Here is a 23,448-nt window from a genome sequence, read left to right as displayed (position 1 = left end):
ACGTTGGGATGCGAGAAGTAAACATTACAGCGATTTATGATAGCCAAGAGTCACTTCGCCAGAGGGTATAAGGTATTACTGATAGATGAAAAAACAAATAGCATTGCTGGTGTTATTATTAGGGGGCGCTGAGCTTGGTTTCGCCTCAACGATAGAGTCACACACTAGTCCTAGAAAACCTGTCAGCTCAATTGCCAGTACCGCCGATCATTCAAGTTTTGAGGTGTTAAACCAAGAGTTTGACTATGCACCTGATGTTACCGAAGCCTGCTTAGAATGCCACACAGAAGCGGCCAAGCAAGTACATCAAACTTTCCATTGGACTTGGGCTAAAAAAGTGGATGGCATCGATGTTGGCAAAGCCAAAAATGGCTTTAATAACTATTGCGTATCGGCTAAAGGCAACGAGAGTTGTACCCAATGCCATGCAGGTTATGGTTGGCGAAATGAAGACTTTGACTTAGAAGCTGAAGAAAATGTCGATTGCCTAGTGTGTCATGATACTACCAGTACCTATAAGAAATCGGCGGCTTCATCTGGCCATCCATATTATGAAGATCAAGTCATCGGAGGTAAGCTCCAAAAAGCCGTAGACCTGCAATATGTTGCCACCCATGTTGGTCAGCCAGAACGTCAAAACTGCTTAGCTTGCCATGCAAATGGGGGCGGCGGTAATGGTGTAAAACATGGAGATACTGACTTATCGTTAATTGATCCAGAGTTTGAACTGGATGTTCATATGAGCCCAGAAAAACTAGATTTTTCCTGCCAAGATTGTCATACCGCCAGCGAGCACAAGATTTCCGGACGTTACAATGACCGCAAGGCCTTTGTTGACCACCAACTGAATATGGGGCGAAGTGACAGGCAAGGTAACAACGTCTCCTGTGAGTCATGCCATAGCGCTACTCCACACCAAGATAGGGATATCGATAAGCACACCACCAAAGTCGCTTGTGCTGCTTGTCATATTCCAGAAATGGCGCGAGGCCCTTATTTAACCAAGCTTTCCTGGGATTGGTCCACCGCTGGCCAAACTAGAGATGGGAAACCTTTTGTAGAAGATCAAATATTTGATGGGGTTGAGCAACATGCCTATATGAGTAAAAAGGGGACGTTTACCTGGGGGAAAAACGTGGTGCCTGAATACCATTGGTATAAAGGCGAGCTTAAACAGATGACCTTGTTAGATACCATTGATCCAAGCCAAGCGCCCATCGACATTAATCCACCTACAGGCAGTTATAAGGACCCCGATGCTCGAATCTGGCCGTTTAAGGTACATAAAGGCAAACAGCCTTATGATACCGAGTTCAACCGTATTTTGCCGATTAAGTTGTACGGTAGAGCGGGTACCGGAGCATTTTGGACGGAATTAGATTGGGATAAAGCGCTGGCCGCTGGGGCCAAGCTGAATCACCTTGAATTTAGTGGTCATTATAGTTTTATCGAAACTAACGGGTATTGGCCGATTAAACACATGGTAGCACCGGCAAATAAATCGCTGGCTTGTTCTGCATGTCATAGCAGAGATAGCCGCTTGAATGGGCTAACCGATTTTTACCTGGTGGGCCGCGACAGTAACCGTTTCGTTGAATATTTTGGCGCCTTGGCTATCTGGGGCGGATTAACCGGCGTTTTATTACATGCCTTGTTGCGAATATTTACCCTTCGCCGCCGTAAACCTAAGCAGCGTTAGCAGCGATCAGTACAGGACATAATTATGAGTAAAGCGGTGTTGATATTTAAACGTTTTGAGCGTTTTTGGCATTGGGCACAAGCGGCTTTGGTATTATTGCTGATGCTTACCGGGCTTGAACTGCATGGGATTATTGAGCTGTTTGGCTTTGGCCAAAGTTCCCATTTTCACCACTGGGGAGGCTTTATTTGGACAGCGTTGGTGATACTTATTTTTACTTGGGTATTTACCACTGGTGAATGGAAACAATTTATGCCTAATAAAAATGGCATAGATGGGGTGCTAAGGTTTTACCTATATGGAGTATTTGTAGGAGAGGCTCACCCTCATCATATGTCGGCCGAAGATAAGTTTAATCCTTTACAACGTTTGGCGTATTTAGGTTTGTTGTTTGTATTGATCCCATTACAAATAATCACTGGGCTTATTTTCTTCTTTTTTCCAGAGTTACGTGCTGCAGGGTACATTGAGCAAATCGGTACTATCGCGATTATTCATACTTTTTGTGCTTATACGCTTATCGCATTTCTGGTCGTGCATCTTTATCTCATTACTTTAGGCCGCAAGTTGTCTAGTCATATGCAAGCCATGTTAACCGGTAAAGAGTCAGCAGATGAATCAGACAATCACTAAATGAAAGTGTAAGAGGAAGTAAGCATGAACAAGCGATTTGTTATTAATAAACTCCTACTGGGTGGTTTTATCGCACTACTGTCTAGTGGGGTTTTAGCTGACTCAGCAAAGGGTCAAGAGTATTACCTAGAGTATTTGAAACCGTTATTTGGCTATAACGGTCAAGACTTTGCTGCTCAGCACTTAAAGGTAGAGTGGAAACGCTACTTTAAGAAAGATGCTAAGAAGTTTATAAAAATGTATACCAAGAAACACCCAGAAGCGAGTGAATTTCTGCAAAGTGAAAAATTTCTAGAGATAGCACCAGACCTAAAAGATTTTGCGATGAAATACGCTGCCGATAGTGGCGAGCTTGCGGCTTGTGACTAGCAGTGCCGTCAGTCAATAACCTTAACTAAACCATTTATTTTGGGTTTGCTCGTGTTTGAGTAACTTAGAAATCTGGAGGGATCCCATGTTGAATAGAATGATGATTATAGCGACATTACTGCTTACACCTATGTCGTTGATAGCAGCTGAAGTGGTTGGGAAAATCCAATCTATCTCGCAGAATGCGAAGGTGATTCAGTATTTAAATCCAAAAACCAAACAGGTTAAAGTCATTAAGTTTAACGATACCACTACCTTAATTGATGCCGAATCATTTAAGGATCTAACGGTGAATACTAAATTTAAAGCTTCGGTAGATGAAAATGACCTAGCGACTAGCATTAAACGTATTTTGGTTAAATTACCCGCTGAACAAATTATTGATACTGATGCGTTGGCCGACTTATTGGATGAAGGTCAATCGGTGTTTATTGGCGATGCACGACCGTTGGCTATATACCAACAAGGGCACATACCGAGTGCCATGCCAACGCCTTCAAATAAACTGGCAGATAATCTAGATTGGCTGCCTGAAAATAAAGATCAATTAGTGGTGTTCTATTGTGGAGGGGTAACGTGCCCCTTAAGTCCAAAGGCTTTAAACATTGCCCAAGCTAATGGTTACACTAATGTAAAAGCCTATGTTGAAGGTTTTCCCGCTTGGAAAGGCGAAGTGTATCCGGCGCACGTTAATGCTGATTGGTTAAGCCAAAATTTAGACAAGCACCATGTGATCCTAGACGTTCGCACAAAGCCCGCTAAATCTATACAGGGCGCAGTGAATTTACCGGCTGAACAATTAGCTGCTATGCACCAGCAAATGAATCAAGAGAAAGTAGCAATTAGTCAGCGTACAATTTTTGAATTAAGGGATAAAAAAGCCCCCATTATTGTGGTGGCTGATTCGGGCGACGCTGAGCAAGCCATTGAAGCCTATGAAATACTAAGTTTTTGGAAGTTTAAAAATGTGACTATCTTGCAGGGTGGGATAAACCAATGGCTAGCGGCTAACTTACCGAGTGCTGAAGTTGTTAGTCAATTAGTTTACGAGAAAAAGCTCGCCAAAGGCGCTATTACAGAAGCGGACTTTGTTAAAGCGGCTAAGCGAGGTACCGCTACCATTATCGATGTGCGTGACGGCGAAGAGCTTAGTCATGGCAGAGTAAAAGGGTCAATACATATTCCACTTGCTGAATTGGACCAACATTTAGCTAAGATCCCGAAAGAGGGCCTGGTGATTTTTCACTGCGCTGGTGGTTCTCGGGCGTCTTTGGCCTACACCTTGTTAACCAACAAGGGCTATACCAATGTTGGCTTTTTAAACGATAGCTTCGCTGATGTGGCACAAGCTAATGGCATCGAGCTATTGTAGCTTGGGTAGGCATCCGTTAATTTAATACCGCTCAAGATCTTGAGCGGTATTATGAGCGCATCGATAGTGGGGGATAACACCCCCGCTTTGCAACACGGTAATCACCCATTCAACAGCCAGTCGTGCTGTAGCAAAGCCGTGATTATAGCGTTCGTTCTCTAAATGATAGCCAATCGCTAAGGTTCGTTAACAGTGTTAACCGTCTATCTCTGCCATAAAGATCTTGGTGATTATGCAGGGCGGCGACTTTCATTGAAGTAGACGTAATGCCTACACGAGCCAATATTTGTATTACTGGCTTATCACACCCGCTGTGTGCATATTTAATTGGTGATGATTTCATCCTCTGCAGACGATTATAGAAAGAGTGTTTCTGCGATTAATCTTTGTGCAACTTAAATCAAGCACAGAGACCAAAGATATGAATACGTCAGCTTTTAGAAAACTTGTTATTGGAACGGCCTTACTTAGCGGATTTAGCTACGCAGAAGAACAAGCTCCAGACCATGACCCATCTGACTTAACCAGAGCCACCACATCGGCTTATGCAGCAATGAGCAACAACGGCGATTTTAAAGTGTCTGTTTCTGGTTCCTTTCAAGTTAACGAAAAGCAAGAAGCGATGCTAACTGTTGAAGGTACCATGGATAACCAAGGCCATTACAGTGACAGCCGTATTCAATATTTCCATGTTTTTTCAGTCGATAACAACATCGTGCCTAAAGTCGCCGCATCGATAGACATTATCGATAATTCTGCGTTTACCACCGCGGCATTGGGTGGCATTGCAAATTTCCAAACGGGCAGTGACAAGATAAACCTCTTTGCTCGCGCAGGCGTATTGGGTGGGGAGTATAAAAGTGATTTTACAAAAGTGATGGGTGAATCTGACAGTGTGACTTACGGTGCAACCGGCGACATATTTCTTATTATGAAACCAGGTAAAGACGGGACATATTTCATGATAAATCCAGAGTATACCTACATGGGCGGCAGTATAAATACCTCGGTGTTAAAAACGACATTATTGGCTTCTACTCCACTATCTCAAGATAAAACGCGTTGGGGGCAAATCAAAATCGAGAATACTTACGGTACCTCAGAATCTAACCATTATTCCCTAAAAACCGATGACACGGTGGTATGGGCTTTGTATAAGGCGTTCTTCTAAGTGATTAGAGAGCAGCGCTCATGTAGAAAAGATATAGCGAGAATCCAACAACATACAGTGACCACCTATAGGGTCGCTGATGCGGTCAGCGAGTCCAAATATGGAACGCTATGCCCTACCAATGACTCAGGGTTGCACGTTGCATTCAATGGTTGTGTTGTTGGCTCCCGCTTATTCTGCAGAGTGGTTTTGGTAGCGATTGCCAAGATTATTTGGATGTATTTTTATCTATTGGTAAGCTGATTAGCATTCTTGATTGGACGTTAATAGGCTATCGTTTTACTAAAGTACACACAGAATTTAACCATTAGGGTAAGCCTTCATCACTGTATATTTAAGGTCTGTGGTATCAAACTAAAACAACAAATTTTCTCTTTTTTACAAAGGCGCTAATCGATGATTAGCGCCTTTTTTGTTGCCTACCACCCACTAGGGGGACTTTTTTCATTTCAGCATTAGTTCCAATTGTTTGTTGTCTAGCGACTTCACCCGCTGATTTCTTTAATGGTTTTTCTGGGAGCGTCCTAGTAGGGCAATCGTTTAGCCGCCAGTTTTGACGCCTTTTGTTCGTGGTGATGATTCAGTGCTCTGCAGCGCATTAACCCAAATTCGAAAGCGCCAGTATATTAGCGAACGAGTTAAGGATGGTTGCAATGAGACAAGCCATTCGATTTATCAGACAACAATAATTGTAGAAAAATGAGGATTTACCATGAAAACAAAAAACTGCTTAACTCCACTTGCTTTAGCTATGGCTTTAATCGGTTCGGGCGCTTACGCACAGGACTATGATATTGCCATCCTTAACGGCCGAGTTATGGATCCAGAAACTGGTTTTAACCAAGTTGCCAATGTTGGCGTGAAAGACGGAAAAATTGCCGTCATTACCAGTGACGAGATTATAGGCAAAGAAGTGATCCAAGCGCAGGGCCATGTAGTCGCCCCCGGTTTCATCGATACTCACTCGCACAATTCACATATTCCGTTTGGACAAAAGCTGCATTTACGTGATGGCGTAACCACACCTCTTGAACTGGAAGTGGGCGTATATCCGGTTGATGCGTTTTACCAAAGCTTGGAAGGGCGCTCGTTGACTAACTTTGGGGCGACCGTGTCACCAGCGGGTATCCGAGAAAAAGTGGTCCACCCAGAGTACAATTCTACAACGGGCTCGATAGTACAAGATATCTTTCATGCAGAGTCGCACCAGCATTCTCATGTGACCATGGAAGTGCAAACCTTTGTACCCAATGCTGAACAAATAGACCAGATTAACCAAATGGTAGATGAAGGCATTAAACAAGGCGCTTTAGGTATTGGTGTGCCAGTGGGGTACATGAGTAAAGGTGCCACCTCAAAAGAGACAGTATCTTGGCAACAAATAGCCAGTAATTATGGCATGTCTACCTTCTTGCATGGCCGTTTTTCTAGCCAAATGCCTGATACAACCGGTGTACTGGGCTTCCAAGAAATGATTGCTAGTGTTGGAATTTATGGTGGTGGTTTGCTCATTCAGCATATTCACCAGCAAGCACTAAACAAAACGCCAGAAGCGTTAGACATGATTGCTGATGCTCGTAAAGCGGGCCTAAATGTATCGGCAGAAGTCTACCCGTATTATCAAGGTGCAACCATTGTGGGTGCAGACTATTTAGTCCCTGACAACTATGGGCCTAATATGGGCAGAACATACTCAGACATTATAGAAGTTGAAACCATGAAGCCGCTCACCAAGGAGCGTTACGAAGAGTTAATGAAAACCAACCCCGGAGCATCAGTTATCTTTGCGGGTATCTCTGAAGAAGGTTTGTTTGATGCAATGGCAAATCCAGCCACATTAATCGCCAGCGATGCGTTTCCTTTAACTGTAACTGCAACCGGTGATATGGCGATTGATATAGATACTGCCTATGAAGCGGTACAGGGTCATCCTCGTGCTGCTGGCACGCACGCCAAGGTATTACGATTGACCCGTGAAAAGAACATTATGCCGCTGATGACAGCAGTGTCAAAAATGAGCTACATGCCGGCTAAATACTTAGAAGAGAATGGTGTGAAAGCCATGAGTAACAAAGGGCGTGTGCAAGTCGGTAAAGACGCAGACATTACTATCTTTAACCCAGATACAGTACGTGATAACTCTACTATGGAGGCCGCTGGCTTGCCTTCAACGGGCATCCCATACGTATTGGTTAATGGTACTATCGTCGTAAAAGACTCTAAGGTATTGACCGATGTTCGTCCGGGCTTAGCGGTAAAATCTAACTAGGCATTACAACTTGCTAATGCGTATATGACACCTATAAATGCGGTAAAGATGTGAGGTCTTTACCGCGTTTTTAGATTGATGGGTCAATCAAGCCAATTGAAAGTCACCCGCTCAATCTCCCGATTAATTAACATGGCTACGATGTTTATTGGCTAACAGACGAAACAATCCTCCTACGGTACCTATAATCATCAAAGCCAAACTGATCATAACAATCGCTTGAGTGACCAGTTGTTGATTATCTGATAGTACTGGATTAAGCATTAACCATTTGCCCAACATTAGCAGCAATATACTCCAAATCAATGAACTCGCGGTACTGGCTAACACGGTTTTCCAGAAGCCAAGTTTAGAAATACCCATTAACATGGGGGTAAGTACTCTTACGAAAGGGATAAACCGCGATACGAACAGAGACAGGAAGCCGTATTTACTCAATAGGTATTTTGTTTTAGGCAGGGCCTTTTCAGGTAGAACGCGCTCAACGAATAAAAGTAGCGAGGTTTTCTGTAATAGTCGACCTTGCGAGTAGGCACAAATACACCCTAAAGACGATGAGAGACAAAGCGCTGCAATAGCGGGGTAAAAATCCAAGATCCCCATGCCAATTAACCCGCCAACAAACAATACTAGGCTGTCGCCTGGTAAAGGCAAGAAAACGAAGCTGGATTCCAAAAATAGCACCAGCGCCAACACGAGTAATAGCCAATTTAGTGAGTTTATGTGTAACAGTGTTTCATAATCGTGGTGCCATATAGCATACAAAATATCTAACATATTAAAATTTCACCCTATTAGAATGGAGGTTTACCTTGTGCCGAGGCACAAGGTTTCTGTGGGTCGAACAGGTTTATTCAAACATCAATATTAAGTAGGCAAAAAACAGAACTAAGTGGGTCGCCCCGTTTAAGGAGTTCGTTTTACCACTGCTAAAGCTTAAACTCGCCACCATTAATGTTGCACATAACAGCACCATTTCGGAGGGCCTGAGGCCTAAGTGTATAGGCTGGTTAATTAGCCCAGAGAGGAGTAATACTGCGGGCACTGTCAAGGCGATGGTGGCTAAAACCGAGCCAAAGAACAGATTCATTGCCCGCTGTAATTGATTGTTTAGCGCCGCCTTCGCAGCGCCAACGGCTTCAGGTGCTAAGACCAGTACCGCAACGACAAATCCACCAAGTGCTTGTGGAGCACCTAACAAGTTAATGGTGCTATCGATGGGGATAGCAAAACTCTTCGCTAAAAATATAACGACGATGAGGTATCCAATCAGCAGTAGTGCGTGATACAAATTGCTGCCAATTGGGCCATGGAACTCCTCTTCATCCTGATGATCTTCATCGATAAAAAAGTGGGTATGGCTTTTAGTTTGAATGAACAAAAACACGGCATACAGTGAAATTGACACTAACACGAGGGTAGCGGTCATTACCGCCGACATAGAGCCCGCGTCATCCACTCGAGTGAAGTTGGGTAAAATCAAACACAAAATCGCCAGTGGGATGATAGCGACCAAGTAAGACTTTAATCCTTCGATATTGTATTTTTGGGTATGATACTTAAGCCCGCCTAACAGCAGGGTTAAGCCCACTAGGCCATTTAGTACCGTCATAATAACCGCAAACATGGTATCTCTGGCCAATACTGGGTTGGCGTCTCCAGTCAACATGACTGACGAGATCATCACCACTTCAAGTATCACCACTGAAAGGGTCAGTATTAGCGTGCCATAGGGGTCACCAAGCTTTATTGCTAAAGCATCAGAGTGTCTCACTACCGCAAAAATTGACGCCATCACCACCACAAACAGCACCGCAATTAGCACAACACTAGGCACTGATGTGATACTACTGTGCAGTAACTCGTCACCCATTAACTTAAACAGTAAAACAGTCAGAATACCGACAACTAAAACATATTCTTGTTTGAGGAAGCGGCTCATAGGTAGGCCTCTTTAGTATCAATATCTTTAACTTGATAGTGCTCTGGTTTTAAACCAATCATTTGTGGCAAGGTCACCCCCAAAGACACTGAAGACCAAGTCCCACTGGCAATACCTAGACATAATGCGATGGCAAAACCTTCTAGCGCAGGGCCTCCTAGTAGCCACAAACTTGATACTGTGGCTAGTGTTGTGCCAGAGGTCACTAAAGTTCTCGACACGGTTGCTCTTAATGTGTCGTTAATAATGATATTTGTATCGCCTTTCGGATTGGCTCTTAACAGCTCGCGGGCCCGATCAGCAATGATGATAGAATCATTGAGCGAATAACCTAACACGGCTAATACTGCCGCTAAAATCGTCAGGTTAAACTCCATGCCTGTTAAGGAAAACAGGCCTATAACGATCACTACGTCATAGATCAATGCCGACAACGCGCCTAAAGCGAGGCGCCATTCAAATCTAAAGCTCAAATAGATCATGGTGAGTATAAAACAAGCAAACATGGCTAAGCTTCCTTGTTCGACCATATCTTGGCCAACTTGTGGGCCAACAACGCTACTATTTAGCACTTCTACCGACTCACTGATCGACCCCAAGGTGCTGGCGAGTGGCTCGCTAATTGCGTCGGGTTGGTTGTAACGAACCAGCCATCTGCCAGATTCAGCTGAGCTAATCACCTGCACATCTTGAGCTAGAGAACGATCAAGGTGCGACTTAAGCTCGTTAAGCTTCAGTGATTTATCTAGCCTGACTTCAGCGACCACACCGCCAGTAAAATCAAGCCCCCAGTTAAAGCTTTTTACACTAATTAGCGTTACCGCAAAGATGAATAGAAGGACTGACATACCAGACATCAGCAAGCGGATACGAGTAAGCAAATTATTAGAAATAGTCATTGTCTATAACCTTAGGTCACGGCGTTGATCACGCCCCCAAACCAAATTGATCAGTGCTCGAGAAGCAAAAATCCCAGTAAACATGCTGGTTAGCAAGCCTAAACCCAGTGTTAGAGCGAAGCCTTGTATGGGGCCATTGCCGATTGAGTAAAGGGCAACGGCAACAATCATGGTGGTTAAATTGGCATCGAAAATCGAACCAAAAGCACTTTGAAATCCTCGATCAATAGATTGCGCAAAAGTTCGACCTTCTTTCATTTTGTCTTTTATGCGTTCAAAAATTAGCACATTAGTATCTACTGCCATGCCAACAGTTAGCACCAGTCCAGCAATACCGGGTAGGGTAAGAACGGCACCGGGTAATAAGGCTATCAAGCCAAATAGACATACCATATTGGTTATCAAAGCAGCATTGGCCACCCAACCTAAGCGCCTGTACCACAGCGCAATAAAGCTGAGGGTTAGGCCTAAACCTAGGGCTAAGGCTCCAAAGCCATTTTTTACATTTTCAGCGCCGAGTGATGGGCCTATGGTTCTTTCTTCAATAATAGTGACCGGTGCAGTTAATGACCCAGCTCTTAGTAACAGAGCCAGTTCTTGAGCATCTTGCATGCTGCCAGCGCCAGTAATTCTAAAACGATTACCTAACTGAGATTGAATAGTGGCCACACTGATAACGGTACTGACTTTTTGACTATTCCCCTTTGCGTCTCTGCTGTATTCGCTGTATACCGTGGCCATCGGCTCGCCGATATTTGCACGAGAAAAGTTAGCCATCATTCTGCCGCCTACAGAATCAAGCGATATATTAACTTCGGAACCCCCCATTTCACCCATACCGGCTCGCGCATCAATGATATGTTCTCCACCGAGTACGGCTCTTCGAGCAATTGACAAACGGTTGCCATCACTGTCGAGCAATTGTTGGGTTTGCTGGCCCACATTTCTAGGCATCGCGTGGAAAGCCAGCGAGGCGGTGGCTCCTATCACATCTTTGGCCGCCGATGGATCTTGTACTCCTGGCAGTTCAATGCGAATTCGATTTTCGCCTTGGCGTTGCACGATAGCTTCAGTAATACCGAGCTCTTCGATTCGGCTACGCATAATCTGTAGGTTCTGCTGAACCGTTAAATTTCTGAGGGTGGCTTTCTCTTCTTCCGCTAATTGTAGGGTGACGGTTTTACCAGAAGCGCTTAACTGCCAATGGGGAAAGTTCTCACGAATGTGTTGGCGAACATGTGCAACATCACCGCTAGATGGCAGGGTGATTCGTGCGATTTCATCTTGCTGACGACCACGACTTCGCGGGATTTCTTGCCTAATTTCGTCAATAAGCATTTGAGCGTGAGCTTGATAGACAGGCTTCATATCAACCTCTAGAAGAAACTGTACGCCACCTCTTAAATCTAGACCCAACGATATCGGTGAGAAACCAGCATTCAACAGCCAATTTGGTGCCGCCGGCTCAATGGCCAGCGCCACAGTAATATCGTCTCCTAGCTTATTAGCCAATAGTTGTTGAGCCTTCGCCTGTTGAGCGGGTTGGTCCAATACCACTACCGTTCTATCGCCTTGCTGATAGATGTCTAGAAAATCAATATCGCTATCATTGAAATAGCGCGCAAGGTTGGCCACGTCGGTTGTTTGATTTCTGCTAGTAATATGCAGTGCTGCATTGTCACCATACCAAGAGGGTAGAGCACTCAAAGTCATAACCACTACGCTAAATATAAGCACAGCATATTTCCATTTAGCATAGTGATTTATTGGGGAACTGGTTTTTTTCACGGGGTAATTCTCTTTTAGAAAAAATAAAGTACGCAAGCTCTGTCAAAAATGTCATTCAACATAAACAACAGCTTATAGATGTATTTGCGTTATTTTTATTGCCCAAATTGATTGGGCGAAGAGAGTTAACTTAGGTGTGAATTATTGTGGGTATAAAGCGTGTTTGCTTCTTTCCATCCGGAAATTCTTGAGCGTGTAGTACTAACGTTAGCAGTCCAATGAAACTGGGTTTTTTGAATCGGACTAGCAAGTTGAGCAAGCTCAAATAGAAGGGGGGGCAATAGAGCGAATAATAAAAAGTAGTCGGGACTTACGCCATAGGCAGCACAATGGTCACTAGACTCAACACGCCTTAAGGAATTTAGAAAATAGGACGAAAAAGCTTTTAATTGTGAATGTTCGTCTTCACTGTCTAAGTAGCCATTCTCATGTTCAATACTATTAAAGGACTTTTGACTGACCAATGAATCTAAAGCTTCAATTTGAAAGGTAGAGAGAACCGAGTTATCCGAAGGCGCAGATGTAGCCACTTGAGCTGTCACAATGTGAGAGCATAGTGTTATAAGGCTAACTAAGAAAAACTTACGCCAAAAATATTTCAACGAAACACCTATCAAATAGAAGGCCAATATTTTACTAAAAACTGGCTTTTCAAGCAATGGTAAAATCTGTTTTTCGGACTAATAAGTGGGGTTTTATCCTATTCTTCTAATGTTTGCCTAGCCTGTTTAACCAGCCTCTGTTTACATGGTGGGGTTTTATAACTGGCGGTGCGCTTGATCAATTAGTGAGTATTTTTTGTCAATAGATACCTGGTAATGTTCTTTAACCATTTCTTAAGTGTGATCATCGCCAAAAAGTAAAAGAAGGTTGCTTTATAGCTTCCTTCTGCGTGAAAACGGCTAGTTAAAAATTATTGCTTTAACTCGTAAGGGTAAACAACCTTCCAATCATTTTTCATATCTACTACAGGCCAACTGTTTTGCTTAGCATCAATGAGGCCTTGATCTAGTTGGCCAATAGGTGAATCGCGGTCATAAGCCCATTCACGTGTGGCATCAGTATGATGAATATACACACTCATACTTGGCGTAGAATCTGAAGTTGTCCAATGTAACATAGCAAGATCACCGTCAGAGTTACCAAATGCCATAATTGGCTTACGACCAATGTGGTGGTTAATCGCAACCGGCTTCATATTTTTGTCGTTAACAAACTGTAACTCGGCTTTTTTTATCAGTACCGCCTTTCCGTCATGCATTTGATACTCGGTTTTAAAGCTGCTGCCAATGACTTGCTCTGGAGGTATACCGTAAACTTTTTCGGCCCATGGACGAACAAACTCTATGCCTCCACCAGAAACAATATAGGGTTTAAAGTCGTTGGCTTTTAGATAGTTGATCATCTCAATCATGGGTTGATAAACCAGCTCGGTAAATAGCTTATCCTTTGTTGGGTGTTTAGCCGTACTTACCCACGTTTCGACCATTTGGTGGTATTCGCTGACAGTCATTCCGGTAAACGTGTGTGAGGCTAGATATAGTAGTGCTTCATCTCCTGCTGCTAGTAATGGCTTGATGTCTCCTTTAAGCGCTGCTGCATAGGGTTCTTGTTCGGCCAGTTTAGGGTCCTTTATCGCCAGTTTTTGTAGCCTGTCTAAGGCGAAATACAACTGGAAATACATTGGCTGTTCACTCCATAGGGTACCGTCGTTATCTAGGGTTACTATGCGCTCGGCCACTGGCACGTAATGAGGTGAATTTTTATCGGTCACTTGGTTAACGAAAGAAATAATACTTTGTTTAGTGTCACCGTTATTCCAAGAAGGCAAAGGGTCATTGTCGGCATAGGCCTTGAAAGCGCCCAAAATACTTATAGAAATAATAATTAATTTGATTCTACTTAACATATATTCACCCAAAAGAGCTTATGAAAAAGCCACTGTTAAAGTGGCTCTAGTAAGGTTTAGTTGGCAACGTTACCGCGCTTACTTGCCAGCGGCTTGCTCAAGTTGATTCAGTTTATTTTTCAGCATGAATACATCTTGATTAAAATTGCCTAGGTTTAGTACTTGGCTTGGTTGGAAGGGGTATTGATTAACTGATTCAATAAATGGTTGCACCTGACTAGCTACAGGTACGAATAACCACATATTATCAGCCATCCAACGTAGGTATAAACCTGACTCGTGAGGGGCTTTTTCAAATGGGTCAGCACGGAGGTGAACAATTTGTGGCCAGTTAGGTTGAAAACGAACAGCATCGGAGATGTTACCTTCCATTACTGCGAATGAAACCTTAAAATCATTCCAACGAACTGCATTTAACTCAGCGTTTGCAGAGAAATAAAACATAGAGTCGCGCGGGCCTTTTTCGGTTTTTCCTTCAAAGTAAGGCATAAAGTTGTAGCCATCTAAGTGAACTCGCCAATTCTTTCCGTTGTAACGAGCACCGTCTTCAGATTTAAGCTTTTCTACCACTTGGTCATCGCCAGCAGCGGCTAATAGCGTTGGGATCCAGTCTTTATGTGACATGATATCGTTAATTTTTGCGCCGGGCTCGATAACTCCAGGCCAGCGTACTAGTTGTGGAACGCGCATCCCACCTTCGTAGGTTGTGCCTTTTTCACCATGAAAAAAGCTTGCGCCGCCATCAGGCCATGACGCTGTTTCAGCGCCATTGTCCGTTGAGTAAATAACGATGGTATTGTCGGCAATTCCTAGATCATCGAGTTTGTCTAGAAGAATACCCACATGATCATCGTGTTCTAGCATACCGTCGGCATAAATCGATATGCCTGAAGCGCCTTGATATTTCTCTTGCAGGCGTGTCCATACATGCATACGCGTGGTGTTATGCCAGATGAAAAACGGCTTATCCGCTTTAACGGCCTTTTCCATAAAGGCTAAAGACTCCTCTAAAAATTCTTCATCGGCTGTTTCCATACGCTTACGCGTCATTGGACCGGTGTCTTCAATTTTGCCGTCGGCACTTGACTTAATGACGCCCCGAGGGCCGAAGTTTTTGCGAAACTCCGGGTCTTTAGGGTAGTAGTAAGTTTCAGGCTCTTCTTCGGCATTAAGGTGATAAAGGTTACCGAAGAATTCATCAAATCCATGATTTGTTGGGAGATGTTTATCTTGGTCGCCCATGTGGTTTTTACCAAACTGGGCGGTCATGTAGCCACGTTCTTTTAACAAGTCGGCAATTGTCGGAGCCCAGTCAGGAATGCCGTGGTCTGAGCCGGGCATTCCAATAGTTAACAAACCGGTACGAAACGGTTCTTGCCCGGTGAGAAATGCGGCGCGTCCCGCCGTACAGGACTGTTGTCCATAATGGTCAGTAAACAGAGCGCCTTCGCTGGCAATACGGTCAATATTGGGTGTCTGGTAACCCATCATACCGTTGTTGTAAGCGCTGATGTTAAAGATGCCAATGTCGTCACCCCAGATCGCAAGAATGTTGGGTTGAGAGGCAGCAACTGCAGCGCCGGAAGTAGCGATTAAGCCAACACCCACTGCGACTTTGTTTATATGGGTAGTCATAAGGACTCCATCTGTAATTTATTATTGGGAATAGAAACGTTAAAGATCGGTAACGTTTGTCAGCGATTAAAGTAATCCCAATACCAATAGCTGTCGCTTTATAGTGACTATAACCAAATGTTATGAGGCCTTCAGTTAAGATCGTTATAACAACATTGGTGGGTAAACTATGAACCAGACACAGAGTCAAATTAATCAACTAATTTCAGCGATAGAACAAGAGGTTGTTGGACAAACCCACGTAGTACGAGCTTTAGTCATCGGCTTATTAACTAACGGGCATGTTTTGCTTGAAGGGGTTCCTGGTACCGCTAAAACGCGATCTGTTAAGGCATTAGCTAATAGCTTAAATAGCCACTTTGGGCGTATTCAGTTTACCCCTGACTTGTTGCCATCTGATGTGACGGGTACCGAAACGTATCAAGAGCTAGAGGGTAAGCCACAGCTTAAATTTCAAGCCGGTCCTATCTTCAATAACATTGTTCTGGCCGATGAAATAAATCGTGCTCCGCCTAAAGTACAGGCAGCGTTGTTAGAAGCGATGGCCGAATCAACAGTAACTGTTAGTGACCAAACACATCGCTTACCTGAACTTTTTATGGTGTTGGCTACCCAAAACCCGGTTGAGCAAGAGGGTACTTACCCATTACCCGAGGCTCAAATGGATCGTTTTATCATGAAGATAAATGTTGATTACCCAGAAGATGACGCTGAATTAGCGATTATCCGTTTAGTAAGAGGTGAGGAAACAAATGCCCCAAGATCTAATGTTGATGGTGCCGTTGTAACAAGCATTGAGCCAGAAGCGATTTTTGCGGCAAGGCGCGAATTAAGCAATATTGATGTTTCTGAACTCGTTGAGAAATACATAGTTGCCTTGGTGATGGCTACCCGTAAACCCGCTCGGTATCCGGCCACACAATTAGCACAATGGATAGACGTAGGCGCTAGTCCTCGGGCATCGATAGCACTGGATAAATGTGCGCGTGCCTATGCTTGGCTCGAAGGGCGTGATTATGTGCTACCAGATGATGTGCGAGCGATAGCTACTCAGGTGTTAGGCCATCGCTTTTGTCTATCCTACGATGCATTGGCCGACGGGATTGATCATCAAACGGTGGTAAATACCTTGCTTGATCATGTAGTAATAGGCTAAAGGTGACCAAGCCATGGTGAAGCCCCGCGCTAACAATATATCTAACAGCACAGACTCAAGGATCCACTGTGATTATGCGCAACTTGTGCGCTTGCAGTCTCAGGCTCAGTCATTGAGCCTATTGCCAAGGCTTAAGGCTGGCAGTGTATTGTCTGGACGGCACCAGTCTAGGTTTAGGGGCCGAGGGCTCAATTTTGATGAGTTGAGGCACTATCAACTCGGTGATGATATTCGTCATCTAGATTGGAAAGTAACCTTACGAACCGGTAAGCCACATATTCGTAATTACACTGAAGAGAAAGACCGCAACGTTTTAATTTGGGTTGATCAAAGAAGCAGTATGTTTTTCTCTTCTATTCAAGTAATGAAATCGGTGGTTGCTGCAGAAGTGGCTGCGTTGTGCGCATGGCGAGTACTAAAGGACAATGACAGAGTAGGCTTTGTCATTTCTGACAAGGACAAAATTAAGTGGAGTAAAGCTAAACGTTCACAGCATGACCTGTTAGCCCAATTAAAAGCAATTGCAGCCGCCAATCAACAGCTATCGGTAAGCTCTGTAGACTCACCCGAGTCCCACTTTAACGGAATAGTTCATTTGCTTACTCGTTTGAAACTTAGGTCTACTACCTTGATTTTAATTAGCGATTGGGCTGATGCATCAGTGTCACAACTGTCGCAGTTAATCCCATTGCGGCAACACAATGACGTGTTAGCGATCTCTATAACCGATCCCCTAGAACTAAAACTGCCTAATGCGGTTTCAAAACAAAGCTGGGTGATGGGTAATGGCAGCCACCAACTCGCTATTGATAGCCAATCTAGCGTGGACAAAATTAACCAGCAGCTGCGCTTAAGGGCAGATAGTACTCGTCAACAATTGGCAAAGTTGATGCTGAACAACAACATTCCACTGGTAGCGCTGAATACCTCTGGCGACCATATCTTACAATTCAAGAAGATGGTAGGTGGGCGATGATCACAGAGCATAACGCACCCAGTACCTATATATTGCGAGACTTAATTGACGTCGCGATCCCAGAGTCCGTTAGTGGGTTACCGCAAACTATGGCGTGGAAAGTCGTCGCGCTATTACTGATGGTTATCGCTGTTTGTGCAGTGAGTAAATGGGTGATGTTTTGGTGGTGTAACCGTTATCGGAAACAGGCGATAAAAGCGCTGCATAGCATCGACATCAATCAACAGCAGTTTGGCTATCATTTGTTTACCATAACAAAAGCGGCGTTAAGCCATTTAGATAGGCGCGCAGGCAGCCATTTTGGCGAACAATTTCTGTTATCGTTAGAGCGCTATTCATCCCCTATGACAGCAAACTTTACTGGTGAATTGGGTCAGTTATGGATGCTCTCAATTGTTAACGCCAAAGTTAGCCTGACTAATCAACAAAAGCAGTTGTTACTCAAGCAGTTGGTATTGTGGCTACGCCACCATAGTGGACCAGCCCATGATTGAGAGTAGCCTTGAATTTGCTTACCCATTTTGGTTTTTAGCCTTACCGCTTCCGCTGGTGGTTTATTGGTTTAGTCCTGCCTATCGCACCAAACAGCAAGCGACAAAGGTGTCGTTTTTCGAGCTGATTAGTCAAGCTATCGGAGAAAAACCCCAGCAAGGCGCACAACAACTAAAAGCCAATGCTTGGCAAAAAAGCATTCTTATTTTGTCTTGGTTATGTTTGGTTAGCGCGATGGCAAAACCAACGGTATTAGGTGAACCATTGGTTAGGGAAAGCTATGGTCGTGATGTGATGGTGGTGATTGATTTGTCGGCGTCAATGGCTGAACAGGATTTTGTTTCTAGCGACGGAGAAAAACTAGACCGTTTAACGGCTGTTAAGCATGTCCTAAAAGAATTTGTACAGTCTAGGGAAGGCGATCGCCTTGGCATGATTTTATTTGGCGATGCGGCATTTGTACAAACCCCGTTTACTTCTGATCTAGATGTTTGGTTGGCTTTACTCGACCAAACTGAAGTCGCAATGGCTGGCCCCAGTACTCATTTAGGCGACGCCATAGGGCTAGCTATAAAGGTGTTTGAACATCAAGATTATAGTCTTAACCAGGATGAGCTACCTAGAGAGAAAGTGGCGATAGTGTTAACCGATGGCAATGATACCGGTAGCTTTGTTGAGCCCATTGATGCCGCGAAAGTTGCCGCTGTTAAAGGGCTAAGGATCCATATGATTGCCATGGGAGATCCGCTTACTGTGGGTGAGCAAGCCCTCGATATGGAGACCATTGTTCGAGTAGCCAGTGAAACCGGCGGTGAAGCCTTTGAAGCGATAAATCGAAAAGCCTTAAGCGAGGCTTATTCGCGAATTTCTGAGTTAGAACCTTCTCTCTACGAAACAACGACTTTTCGTACTCAACAAACGGTATACCAATACTTAGTGATGTTTGCCGTTTGCATAAATATGACGGTATTTGGCTTGTTGACTATGGCAAGGCTGATCAGGCAAAAAGTAACTAATATTCGCCAGTCGAGCTTACAAGGAAAAACTGATGTTTGATTTTTCTATATTGTCGCAAGCACTGTCACAATTTCATTTCTTACGACCTCATTGGTTGTTTGCGCTGCTTCCTATGGCAGTCGTGTTTTTTGTGCAATGGAGAATGGCCACCAAGCACCAAAGTAACACCTTTTTGCCTGAGCATTTAAAAAAAGCGTTAACCATAAATCAACGCGGCTGGAAAAACCTACTACCGCTTAAGGTATTGGCCATTGGTTTTAGTGTACTTATCATCATTTGTGCGGGCCCAACTTGGCAACGCTTGGTTTCACCTTTCAGTGAAGATAAGGCAAGCCTGTTGGTGGTGTTGGATGTGAGTGAAAGTATGCTGCAACAAGATATTGCGCCAAACCGCTTAGAGCGCGCAAAACACAAAATTCAAGACTTAATGGAATTACGCCAAGGCGGCAGAAGCGGGCTGATAGTGTATGCCGGTTCGGCGCATTGGGCGATGCCAGCGACCCAAGATAAGCAGGTGTTTGCGCCATTTTTATCGGCTATCAGCCTCGACATTATGCCAGTAAGGGGCAAATCTGCCGAGCAAGCTTTGTCGCTTATCGATGAGCAGTTCAAGGGCCAGCAGGGTAACACGGTACTATTGATGACCGATGGCGCGACACCGAAAACAATTGACCATTATCAACGCTATTTTAAGGATAGCCCCAACCAATTGTTGGTACTCGCGGTGGGTAACCGAGACATCATCAGCCAAAGCCCCTTAGATATTAGTTCTTTAACAAAGTTAGCCCAACTGTCAAAGGGGCGCTTAATTGAAGCAAGCATCGATGACACTGATGTGCGGCAATTAAACCGTTTAATCAACAGTCATATGACCTTAAATGGTGAATCAGCCATGCCCTGGAAAGACATGGGATACTACTTACTGTTTCCTGTAGCCTTGTTATTGTTACTGTGGTTTCGTAAAGGCTGGTTGGTCCAATGGTGTTTTGTCGCGCTTGTTTTGATCCCCGGTGCGTTTCCCCTAAGTGCCATGGCTAATGATGTGAATTTTACACGTGATGATAACAACCAAGCTTTGGTTCAAGACATATCTCCTGCACCGTTAGGCGAAACCATCACTTTAAGCAGCAAAGTGACTCAGTGGTGGCTAAATTTATGGCTCACGCCAAATCAACAGGGACAGCGGCTACTTAATCGACAGCAGTATTTACCTGCCGCCAAACACTATTCTGATCCTTTGCGTAAGGGCGTTGCTTACTATTACGCCGCAGAGTATAGCTTGGCACACAGTGAGTTTCTTAAATTGGACAGTGACTTAGGCTACTTTTACGCCGCTAGCTCATTGGCTCGTCAACGTGAATATATAGCAGCAAGGCACTTACTGACAATGCTGCTTGAGTCATCGAGTCTTAGTCATGACTTGAGCGAACAAGTGCGTCACAATCTAAATGTTATTAATGGAATAGTTGAAGAAATTAACCGTTTAAGCAAAAGCCAAACAGGAACGACCGAAAGTATGGAGGAATCCTTTGAACTGGATGACAACCCGCAAACGGCTGATGGCGCCGAAGAGACAACAATCGCTGAGTTGATGGTTAAAGAAACATTGAATGCAAATGAAATTTTGGGTAGCGAAGAACTCGCAAACAAATGGCTGAAACGTGTAGAAAGTGATCCCAAATTGTTCTTACATGCAAAATTCCACATTCAATACCGTGATCAAAATAAGGATGGAGATACCAATGGTCTATAAGCGGCAATTACGGTGTCTTATTAGTGTATTTCTTATCCTAGCGTCTTTTTTTGGGGGGAGTGTCTCTATTGCGAAGGACGCAGGGGATAGCGCGAGTAAGCAAGTAGTGTTGCAAGCGTGGCTGGGGGATCAAGAGGCAAATAATCAAGTCTTTGCGGTTAATCAACAAGTCGTGCTTACTATTGATGTGGCTACGCCACGTTGGTTTACTAGAGGGACCAAAATTAGCGATATTGAAATAGCCAATACGATTGTTAAACAAAGAAATCCTATGGCGACCAATTATACCGAGCGTATCGATGGCCAAACATGGTCTCGGCAACGCTGGGAGGTCACGCTCTATCCTCAAGTGTCAGGAAGCTACAAGATTGATCCGGTGGCTATTCAGGTTCAATACTCTATGCCTGACAATAAATCAAAGTCAGCAACTTTGTATACTAAACCGTTATTTTTTAATGTGAAAATGCCAAGTGGTTTGATTACAGATGATCACACATGGCTCTCGGCAAGCGCAGTGAACTTGAGCCAAGATTGGGATATGTCGAGCAATACTCTTAAAGTCGGGGATGTAATAACTCGAACCATCGCCGTTGATGCGGTGGATACACTGTCGATTTTAATACCAGAGTTACTGCCAACCACTGCGAATAAAGCCTATCAAACCTATACCTCACCGATACGTTTACATGACTCTCATGAGCGTGGCCATTACCAATCGTCGAGAGTAGAGCAACATACATATGTTCTTCAGCAGGGGGGCGAGCTTGATTTCCCATCTTACACCGTGTTGTGGTGGAACAGTGATGCTCAACAGCTAGAAACCATTATTATCGAAGGGCATAGCGTTACAGTTGGCCACACCATTAAGTCTTTTCTATTGAGTTATTGGCTAGAATTAACGGTTTTTCTGGTGGTTGTAGGGATTTCCATTCTGGTTTCTTTTTACTTACAACGATACTTTCAACGTCATGGGTATCCGGAGAGCGTAAGGCTAGCGTTAGCGTTGAGACAAAAACGTTGGTCACTGGCAAGATTGGTTATCTATAGACAGTTGCGTAGACAAAAAGGTGTTGTTGAGTTATCCCGCTTTAACCAAGAACGCAACTGGGTAACACAGAGTGAACAGATTCAAAAAGGCAGTAACAGCAGAACCTTACATTGGCTGGTTTGGCGTGGTGTTAGCCAGACTATCAGCAGTAAAACACTGCGATTACCCCGCGCACTGAAATGGCTTAAAGATAAAAGTTCTGCTTCTAAATAGTTGTTTTAGCGTATACTTTACTGAATGTTTACTATTTACTGAGATGACCAAAGCGACGCGAATCTATACGTTTTGGGTTTGTCACTTAAGCGGCAGCATATGAAAAGTATCGAGTTTAATCTTATTCCTGTTTTTGTCGCCATTTATGAAGAGAAAAATCTCACTAAAGCGGCAAATAGGTTGAGCATCAGCCAGCCAGCGGTGAGTAAATCTTTATCTAGGCTACGGGATATCTACGATGAACCCTTATTTCATCGTAATACCTCTGGCGTAGAACCCACCACCTTTGCGATGGATATTTATCCAGCCATGTTAGCGGCGCAGAAAAATTTTGCATCCACATTGGTAAACTCAAGAAGTTTTGAACCTAAAATCTCTGACCGAATATTTTCTATTGCTTGCGTGTCACCGGCTTACTATCAATTAATCCCCAAGCTGTTCCAATTGATCAACAAAGCAGCACCTAATATTTCGCTTGAGGTTCATCCACTGTTTACAGAGGACTACGAGTCAGATTTACGTTTACAACGGCACGATTTAATTATTGATATGATGCCAAGAGAGAGAACACTACTCAGTTTTGAGTCCGTTTTGTCGGAAGATTTGGTGGTGGTGTGTAGCGCCGACCACCCAAGAATCGGTAGCAGTATTAGCATTGAGCAGTTTCTTGCTGAAGAGCATGTGGTTATATCGCGGTGGCATGCTCGTCGCAGTCTATTAGGGGCTGATGATTTTGGTGATTTAGAGCAACGTCGAATCGTATATCGAGCACCTGGTGCACTCGAAATGCTCCCTGTTATTGAAGGCACCGAGCTAATTGGTATGTTGCCTGAATCAACCATTAAAGACTTCGCCAATAAATATAAGCTTAAGGGCGTTCCATTGCCTTTCGACTTACCCAATATTGATCTTTGTATGATATGGCACCCAAGCCGCAGTAACGAGAGCGCCCACCAATGGTTAAGAGCAAAATTGAAAACCGCGGCAAAACAGATGCAAGGTGAGCGATAGCATGTGAGTGTTTCTGCTAAGCCAACTTAACAATAAATCAAATAAAATCGATATTTTGGTCAGTGGCTTAGCGACGTTATAGCGTGGCTAAGGCTT

20 protein-coding genes are annotated in these 23,448 nt (G+C 44.0%); 13 read left to right on the top strand and 7 right to left on the bottom strand.

Features of this window, described 5'->3' with window-relative positions; translation table 11 throughout:
- The first annotated feature begins 85 nt into the window (after positions 1-85).
- From M0C34_RS10800 to M0C34_RS10775, 6 genes are all read left to right on the top strand, one after another.
- The gene (locus M0C34_RS10800) at positions 86-1,699 is read left to right on the top strand and encodes a tetrathionate reductase family octaheme c-type cytochrome (RefSeq protein WP_248711692.1); all 1,614 of its coding nucleotides are present in this window, start codon (positions 86-88) and stop codon (positions 1,697-1,699) included.
- A 24-nt stretch (positions 1,700-1,723) separates the two neighbouring features.
- On the top strand, positions 1,724-2,332 hold the full coding sequence (locus M0C34_RS10795) for a cytochrome b/b6 domain-containing protein (RefSeq protein WP_248711691.1): 609 nt from the start codon (positions 1,724-1,726) through the stop codon (positions 2,330-2,332).
- A gap of 24 nt (positions 2,333-2,356) precedes the next feature.
- Positions 2,357-2,701, top strand: coding sequence for a hypothetical protein (locus M0C34_RS10790; RefSeq protein ID WP_248711690.1), 345 nt, complete (start codon positions 2,357-2,359; stop codon positions 2,699-2,701).
- 85 nt (positions 2,702-2,786) lie between these two features.
- Positions 2,787-4,073: a rhodanese-like domain-containing protein gene (locus M0C34_RS10785; protein ID WP_248711689.1), complete on the top strand. Its 1,287-nt coding sequence runs from the start codon at positions 2,787-2,789 to the stop codon at positions 4,071-4,073.
- Between the two features lie 421 nt (positions 4,074-4,494).
- Positions 4,495-5,244 (top strand): hypothetical protein, encoded by a 750-nt coding sequence (locus M0C34_RS10780; protein ID WP_248711688.1) that lies wholly within the window; start codon positions 4,495-4,497, stop codon positions 5,242-5,244.
- A 712-nt stretch (positions 5,245-5,956) separates the two neighbouring features.
- Entirely contained in the window at positions 5,957-7,513 is a 1,557-nt protein-coding gene (locus tag M0C34_RS10775; RefSeq protein ID WP_248711687.1) for an amidohydrolase family protein, read from the top strand.
- Positions 7,514-7,636: 123 nt separating this feature from the next.
- Here the strand turns inward: M0C34_RS10775 and M0C34_RS10770 are convergent, their stop codons facing one another.
- The 7 genes from M0C34_RS10770 to M0C34_RS10740 all read right to left on the bottom strand — a co-directional run bounded on the left by M0C34_RS10770 (position 7,637) and on the right by M0C34_RS10740 (position 15,686).
- The gene (locus tag M0C34_RS10770; protein WP_248711686.1) at positions 7,637-8,290 is read right to left on the bottom strand and encodes a DedA family protein; all 654 of its coding nucleotides are present in this window, start codon (positions 8,288-8,290) and stop codon (positions 7,637-7,639) included.
- Positions 8,291-8,363: 73 nt separating this feature from the next.
- Entirely contained in the window at positions 8,364-9,455 is a 1,092-nt protein-coding gene (locus M0C34_RS10765; protein WP_248711685.1) for a calcium:cation antiporter, read from the bottom strand.
- A complete protein-coding gene (secF, locus tag M0C34_RS10760; RefSeq protein ID WP_248715629.1) occupies positions 9,452-10,348 on the bottom strand; it encodes a protein translocase subunit SecF in 897 nt (298 codons plus the stop codon). Before secF ends, M0C34_RS10765 begins: the two co-directional genes overlap by 4 nt.
- Positions 10,349-10,357: 9 nt before the next feature.
- Complete coding sequence (secD, locus tag M0C34_RS10755; RefSeq protein ID WP_248711684.1) at positions 10,358-12,142, bottom strand: protein translocase subunit SecD; 1,785 nt, start codon at positions 12,140-12,142, stop codon at positions 10,358-10,360.
- Positions 12,143-12,267: 125 nt separating this feature from the next.
- Positions 12,268-12,744 (bottom strand): hypothetical protein, encoded by a 477-nt coding sequence (locus M0C34_RS10750; protein ID WP_248711683.1) that lies wholly within the window; start codon positions 12,742-12,744, stop codon positions 12,268-12,270.
- A 311-nt stretch (positions 12,745-13,055) separates the two neighbouring features.
- Complete coding sequence (locus tag M0C34_RS10745) at positions 13,056-14,051, bottom strand: HAD family hydrolase (RefSeq protein ID WP_248711682.1); 996 nt, start codon at positions 14,049-14,051, stop codon at positions 13,056-13,058.
- A 78-nt stretch (positions 14,052-14,129) separates the two neighbouring features.
- The gene (locus M0C34_RS10740) at positions 14,130-15,686 is read right to left on the bottom strand and encodes an arylsulfatase (RefSeq protein ID WP_248711681.1); all 1,557 of its coding nucleotides are present in this window, start codon (positions 15,684-15,686) and stop codon (positions 14,130-14,132) included.
- 169 nt (positions 15,687-15,855) lie between these two features.
- On the opposite strand from M0C34_RS10740, the gene M0C34_RS10735 reads away from it, so the two are divergent.
- The 7 genes from M0C34_RS10735 to M0C34_RS10705 all read left to right on the top strand — a co-directional run bounded on the left by M0C34_RS10735 (position 15,856) and on the right by M0C34_RS10705 (position 23,352).
- Complete coding sequence (locus M0C34_RS10735) at positions 15,856-16,842, top strand: AAA family ATPase (protein WP_248711680.1); 987 nt, start codon at positions 15,856-15,858, stop codon at positions 16,840-16,842.
- 13 nt (positions 16,843-16,855) lie between these two features.
- Positions 16,856-17,818, top strand: coding sequence for a DUF58 domain-containing protein (locus M0C34_RS10730; RefSeq protein WP_248711679.1), 963 nt, complete (start codon positions 16,856-16,858; stop codon positions 17,816-17,818).
- Positions 17,815-18,312, top strand: a complete 498-nt coding sequence (locus tag M0C34_RS10725; RefSeq protein ID WP_248711678.1) for a DUF4381 family protein — start codon at positions 17,815-17,817, stop codon at positions 18,310-18,312. Before M0C34_RS10730 ends, M0C34_RS10725 begins: the two co-directional genes overlap by 4 nt.
- Positions 18,305-19,366 carry a vWA domain-containing protein gene (locus M0C34_RS10720; protein ID WP_248711677.1) on the top strand — a complete coding sequence of 354 codons (1,062 nt, stop codon included), beginning with the start codon at positions 18,305-18,307 and terminating at the stop codon, positions 19,364-19,366. The genes M0C34_RS10725 and M0C34_RS10720 overlap by 8 nt, the downstream gene beginning before the upstream one ends.
- Positions 19,359-21,080 (top strand): vWA domain-containing protein, encoded by a 1,722-nt coding sequence (locus M0C34_RS10715; RefSeq protein WP_248711676.1) that lies wholly within the window; start codon positions 19,359-19,361, stop codon positions 21,078-21,080. Before M0C34_RS10720 ends, M0C34_RS10715 begins: the two co-directional genes overlap by 8 nt.
- Positions 21,070-22,341: a BatD family protein gene (locus M0C34_RS10710; RefSeq protein ID WP_248711675.1), complete on the top strand. Its 1,272-nt coding sequence runs from the start codon at positions 21,070-21,072 to the stop codon at positions 22,339-22,341. Before M0C34_RS10715 ends, M0C34_RS10710 begins: the two co-directional genes overlap by 11 nt.
- Positions 22,342-22,440: 99 nt before the next feature.
- A complete protein-coding gene (locus M0C34_RS10705; protein ID WP_248711674.1) occupies positions 22,441-23,352 on the top strand; it encodes a LysR family transcriptional regulator in 912 nt (303 codons plus the stop codon).
- The last annotated feature ends 96 nt before the right edge of the window (positions 23,353-23,448 follow it).

Source organism: Agarivorans sp. TSD2052 (assembly GCF_023238625.1).
Classification (GTDB): Bacteria; Pseudomonadota; Gammaproteobacteria; order Enterobacterales; family Celerinatantimonadaceae; genus Agarivorans.
This window is presented reverse-complemented; position numbering and strand designations above follow the sequence as displayed.

Bases quoted from the DNA above. Each gene is read 5' to 3' on its own strand.
- M0C34_RS10800 (WP_248711692.1), top strand. From the start codon at position 86: ATGAAAAAACAAATAGCATTGCTGGTGTTATTATTAGGGGGCGCTGAG.
- M0C34_RS10795 (WP_248711691.1), top strand. From the start codon at position 1,724: ATGAGTAAAGCGGTGTTGATATTTAAACGTTTTGAGCGTTTTTGGCAT.
- M0C34_RS10790 (WP_248711690.1), top strand. From the start codon at position 2,357: ATGAACAAGCGATTTGTTATTAATAAACTCCTACTGGGTGGTTTTATC.
- M0C34_RS10785 (WP_248711689.1), top strand. From the start codon at position 2,787: ATGTTGAATAGAATGATGATTATAGCGACATTACTGCTTACACCTATG.
- M0C34_RS10780 (WP_248711688.1), top strand. From the start codon at position 4,495: ATGAATACGTCAGCTTTTAGAAAACTTGTTATTGGAACGGCCTTACTT.
- M0C34_RS10775 (WP_248711687.1), top strand. From the start codon at position 5,957: ATGAAAACAAAAAACTGCTTAACTCCACTTGCTTTAGCTATGGCTTTA.
- M0C34_RS10770 (WP_248711686.1), bottom strand. From the start codon at position 8,290: ATGTTAGATATTTTGTATGCTATATGGCACCACGATTATGAAACACTG.
- M0C34_RS10765 (WP_248711685.1), bottom strand. From the start codon at position 9,455: ATGAGCCGCTTCCTCAAACAAGAATATGTTTTAGTTGTCGGTATTCTG.
- M0C34_RS10745 (WP_248711682.1), bottom strand. From the start codon at position 14,051: ATGTTAAGTAGAATCAAATTAATTATTATTTCTATAAGTATTTTGGGC.
- M0C34_RS10740 (WP_248711681.1), bottom strand. From the start codon at position 15,686: ATGACTACCCATATAAACAAAGTCGCAGTGGGTGTTGGCTTAATCGCT.
- M0C34_RS10735 (WP_248711680.1), top strand. From the start codon at position 15,856: ATGAACCAGACACAGAGTCAAATTAATCAACTAATTTCAGCGATAGAA.
- M0C34_RS10730 (WP_248711679.1), top strand. From the start codon at position 16,856: ATGGTGAAGCCCCGCGCTAACAATATATCTAACAGCACAGACTCAAGG.
- M0C34_RS10725 (WP_248711678.1), top strand. From the start codon at position 17,815: ATGATCACAGAGCATAACGCACCCAGTACCTATATATTGCGAGACTTA.
- M0C34_RS10720 (WP_248711677.1), top strand. From the start codon at position 18,305: ATGATTGAGAGTAGCCTTGAATTTGCTTACCCATTTTGGTTTTTAGCC.
- M0C34_RS10715 (WP_248711676.1), top strand. From the start codon at position 19,359: ATGTTTGATTTTTCTATATTGTCGCAAGCACTGTCACAATTTCATTTC.
- M0C34_RS10710 (WP_248711675.1), top strand. From the start codon at position 21,070: ATGGTCTATAAGCGGCAATTACGGTGTCTTATTAGTGTATTTCTTATC.
- M0C34_RS10705 (WP_248711674.1), top strand. From the start codon at position 22,441: ATGAAAAGTATCGAGTTTAATCTTATTCCTGTTTTTGTCGCCATTTAT.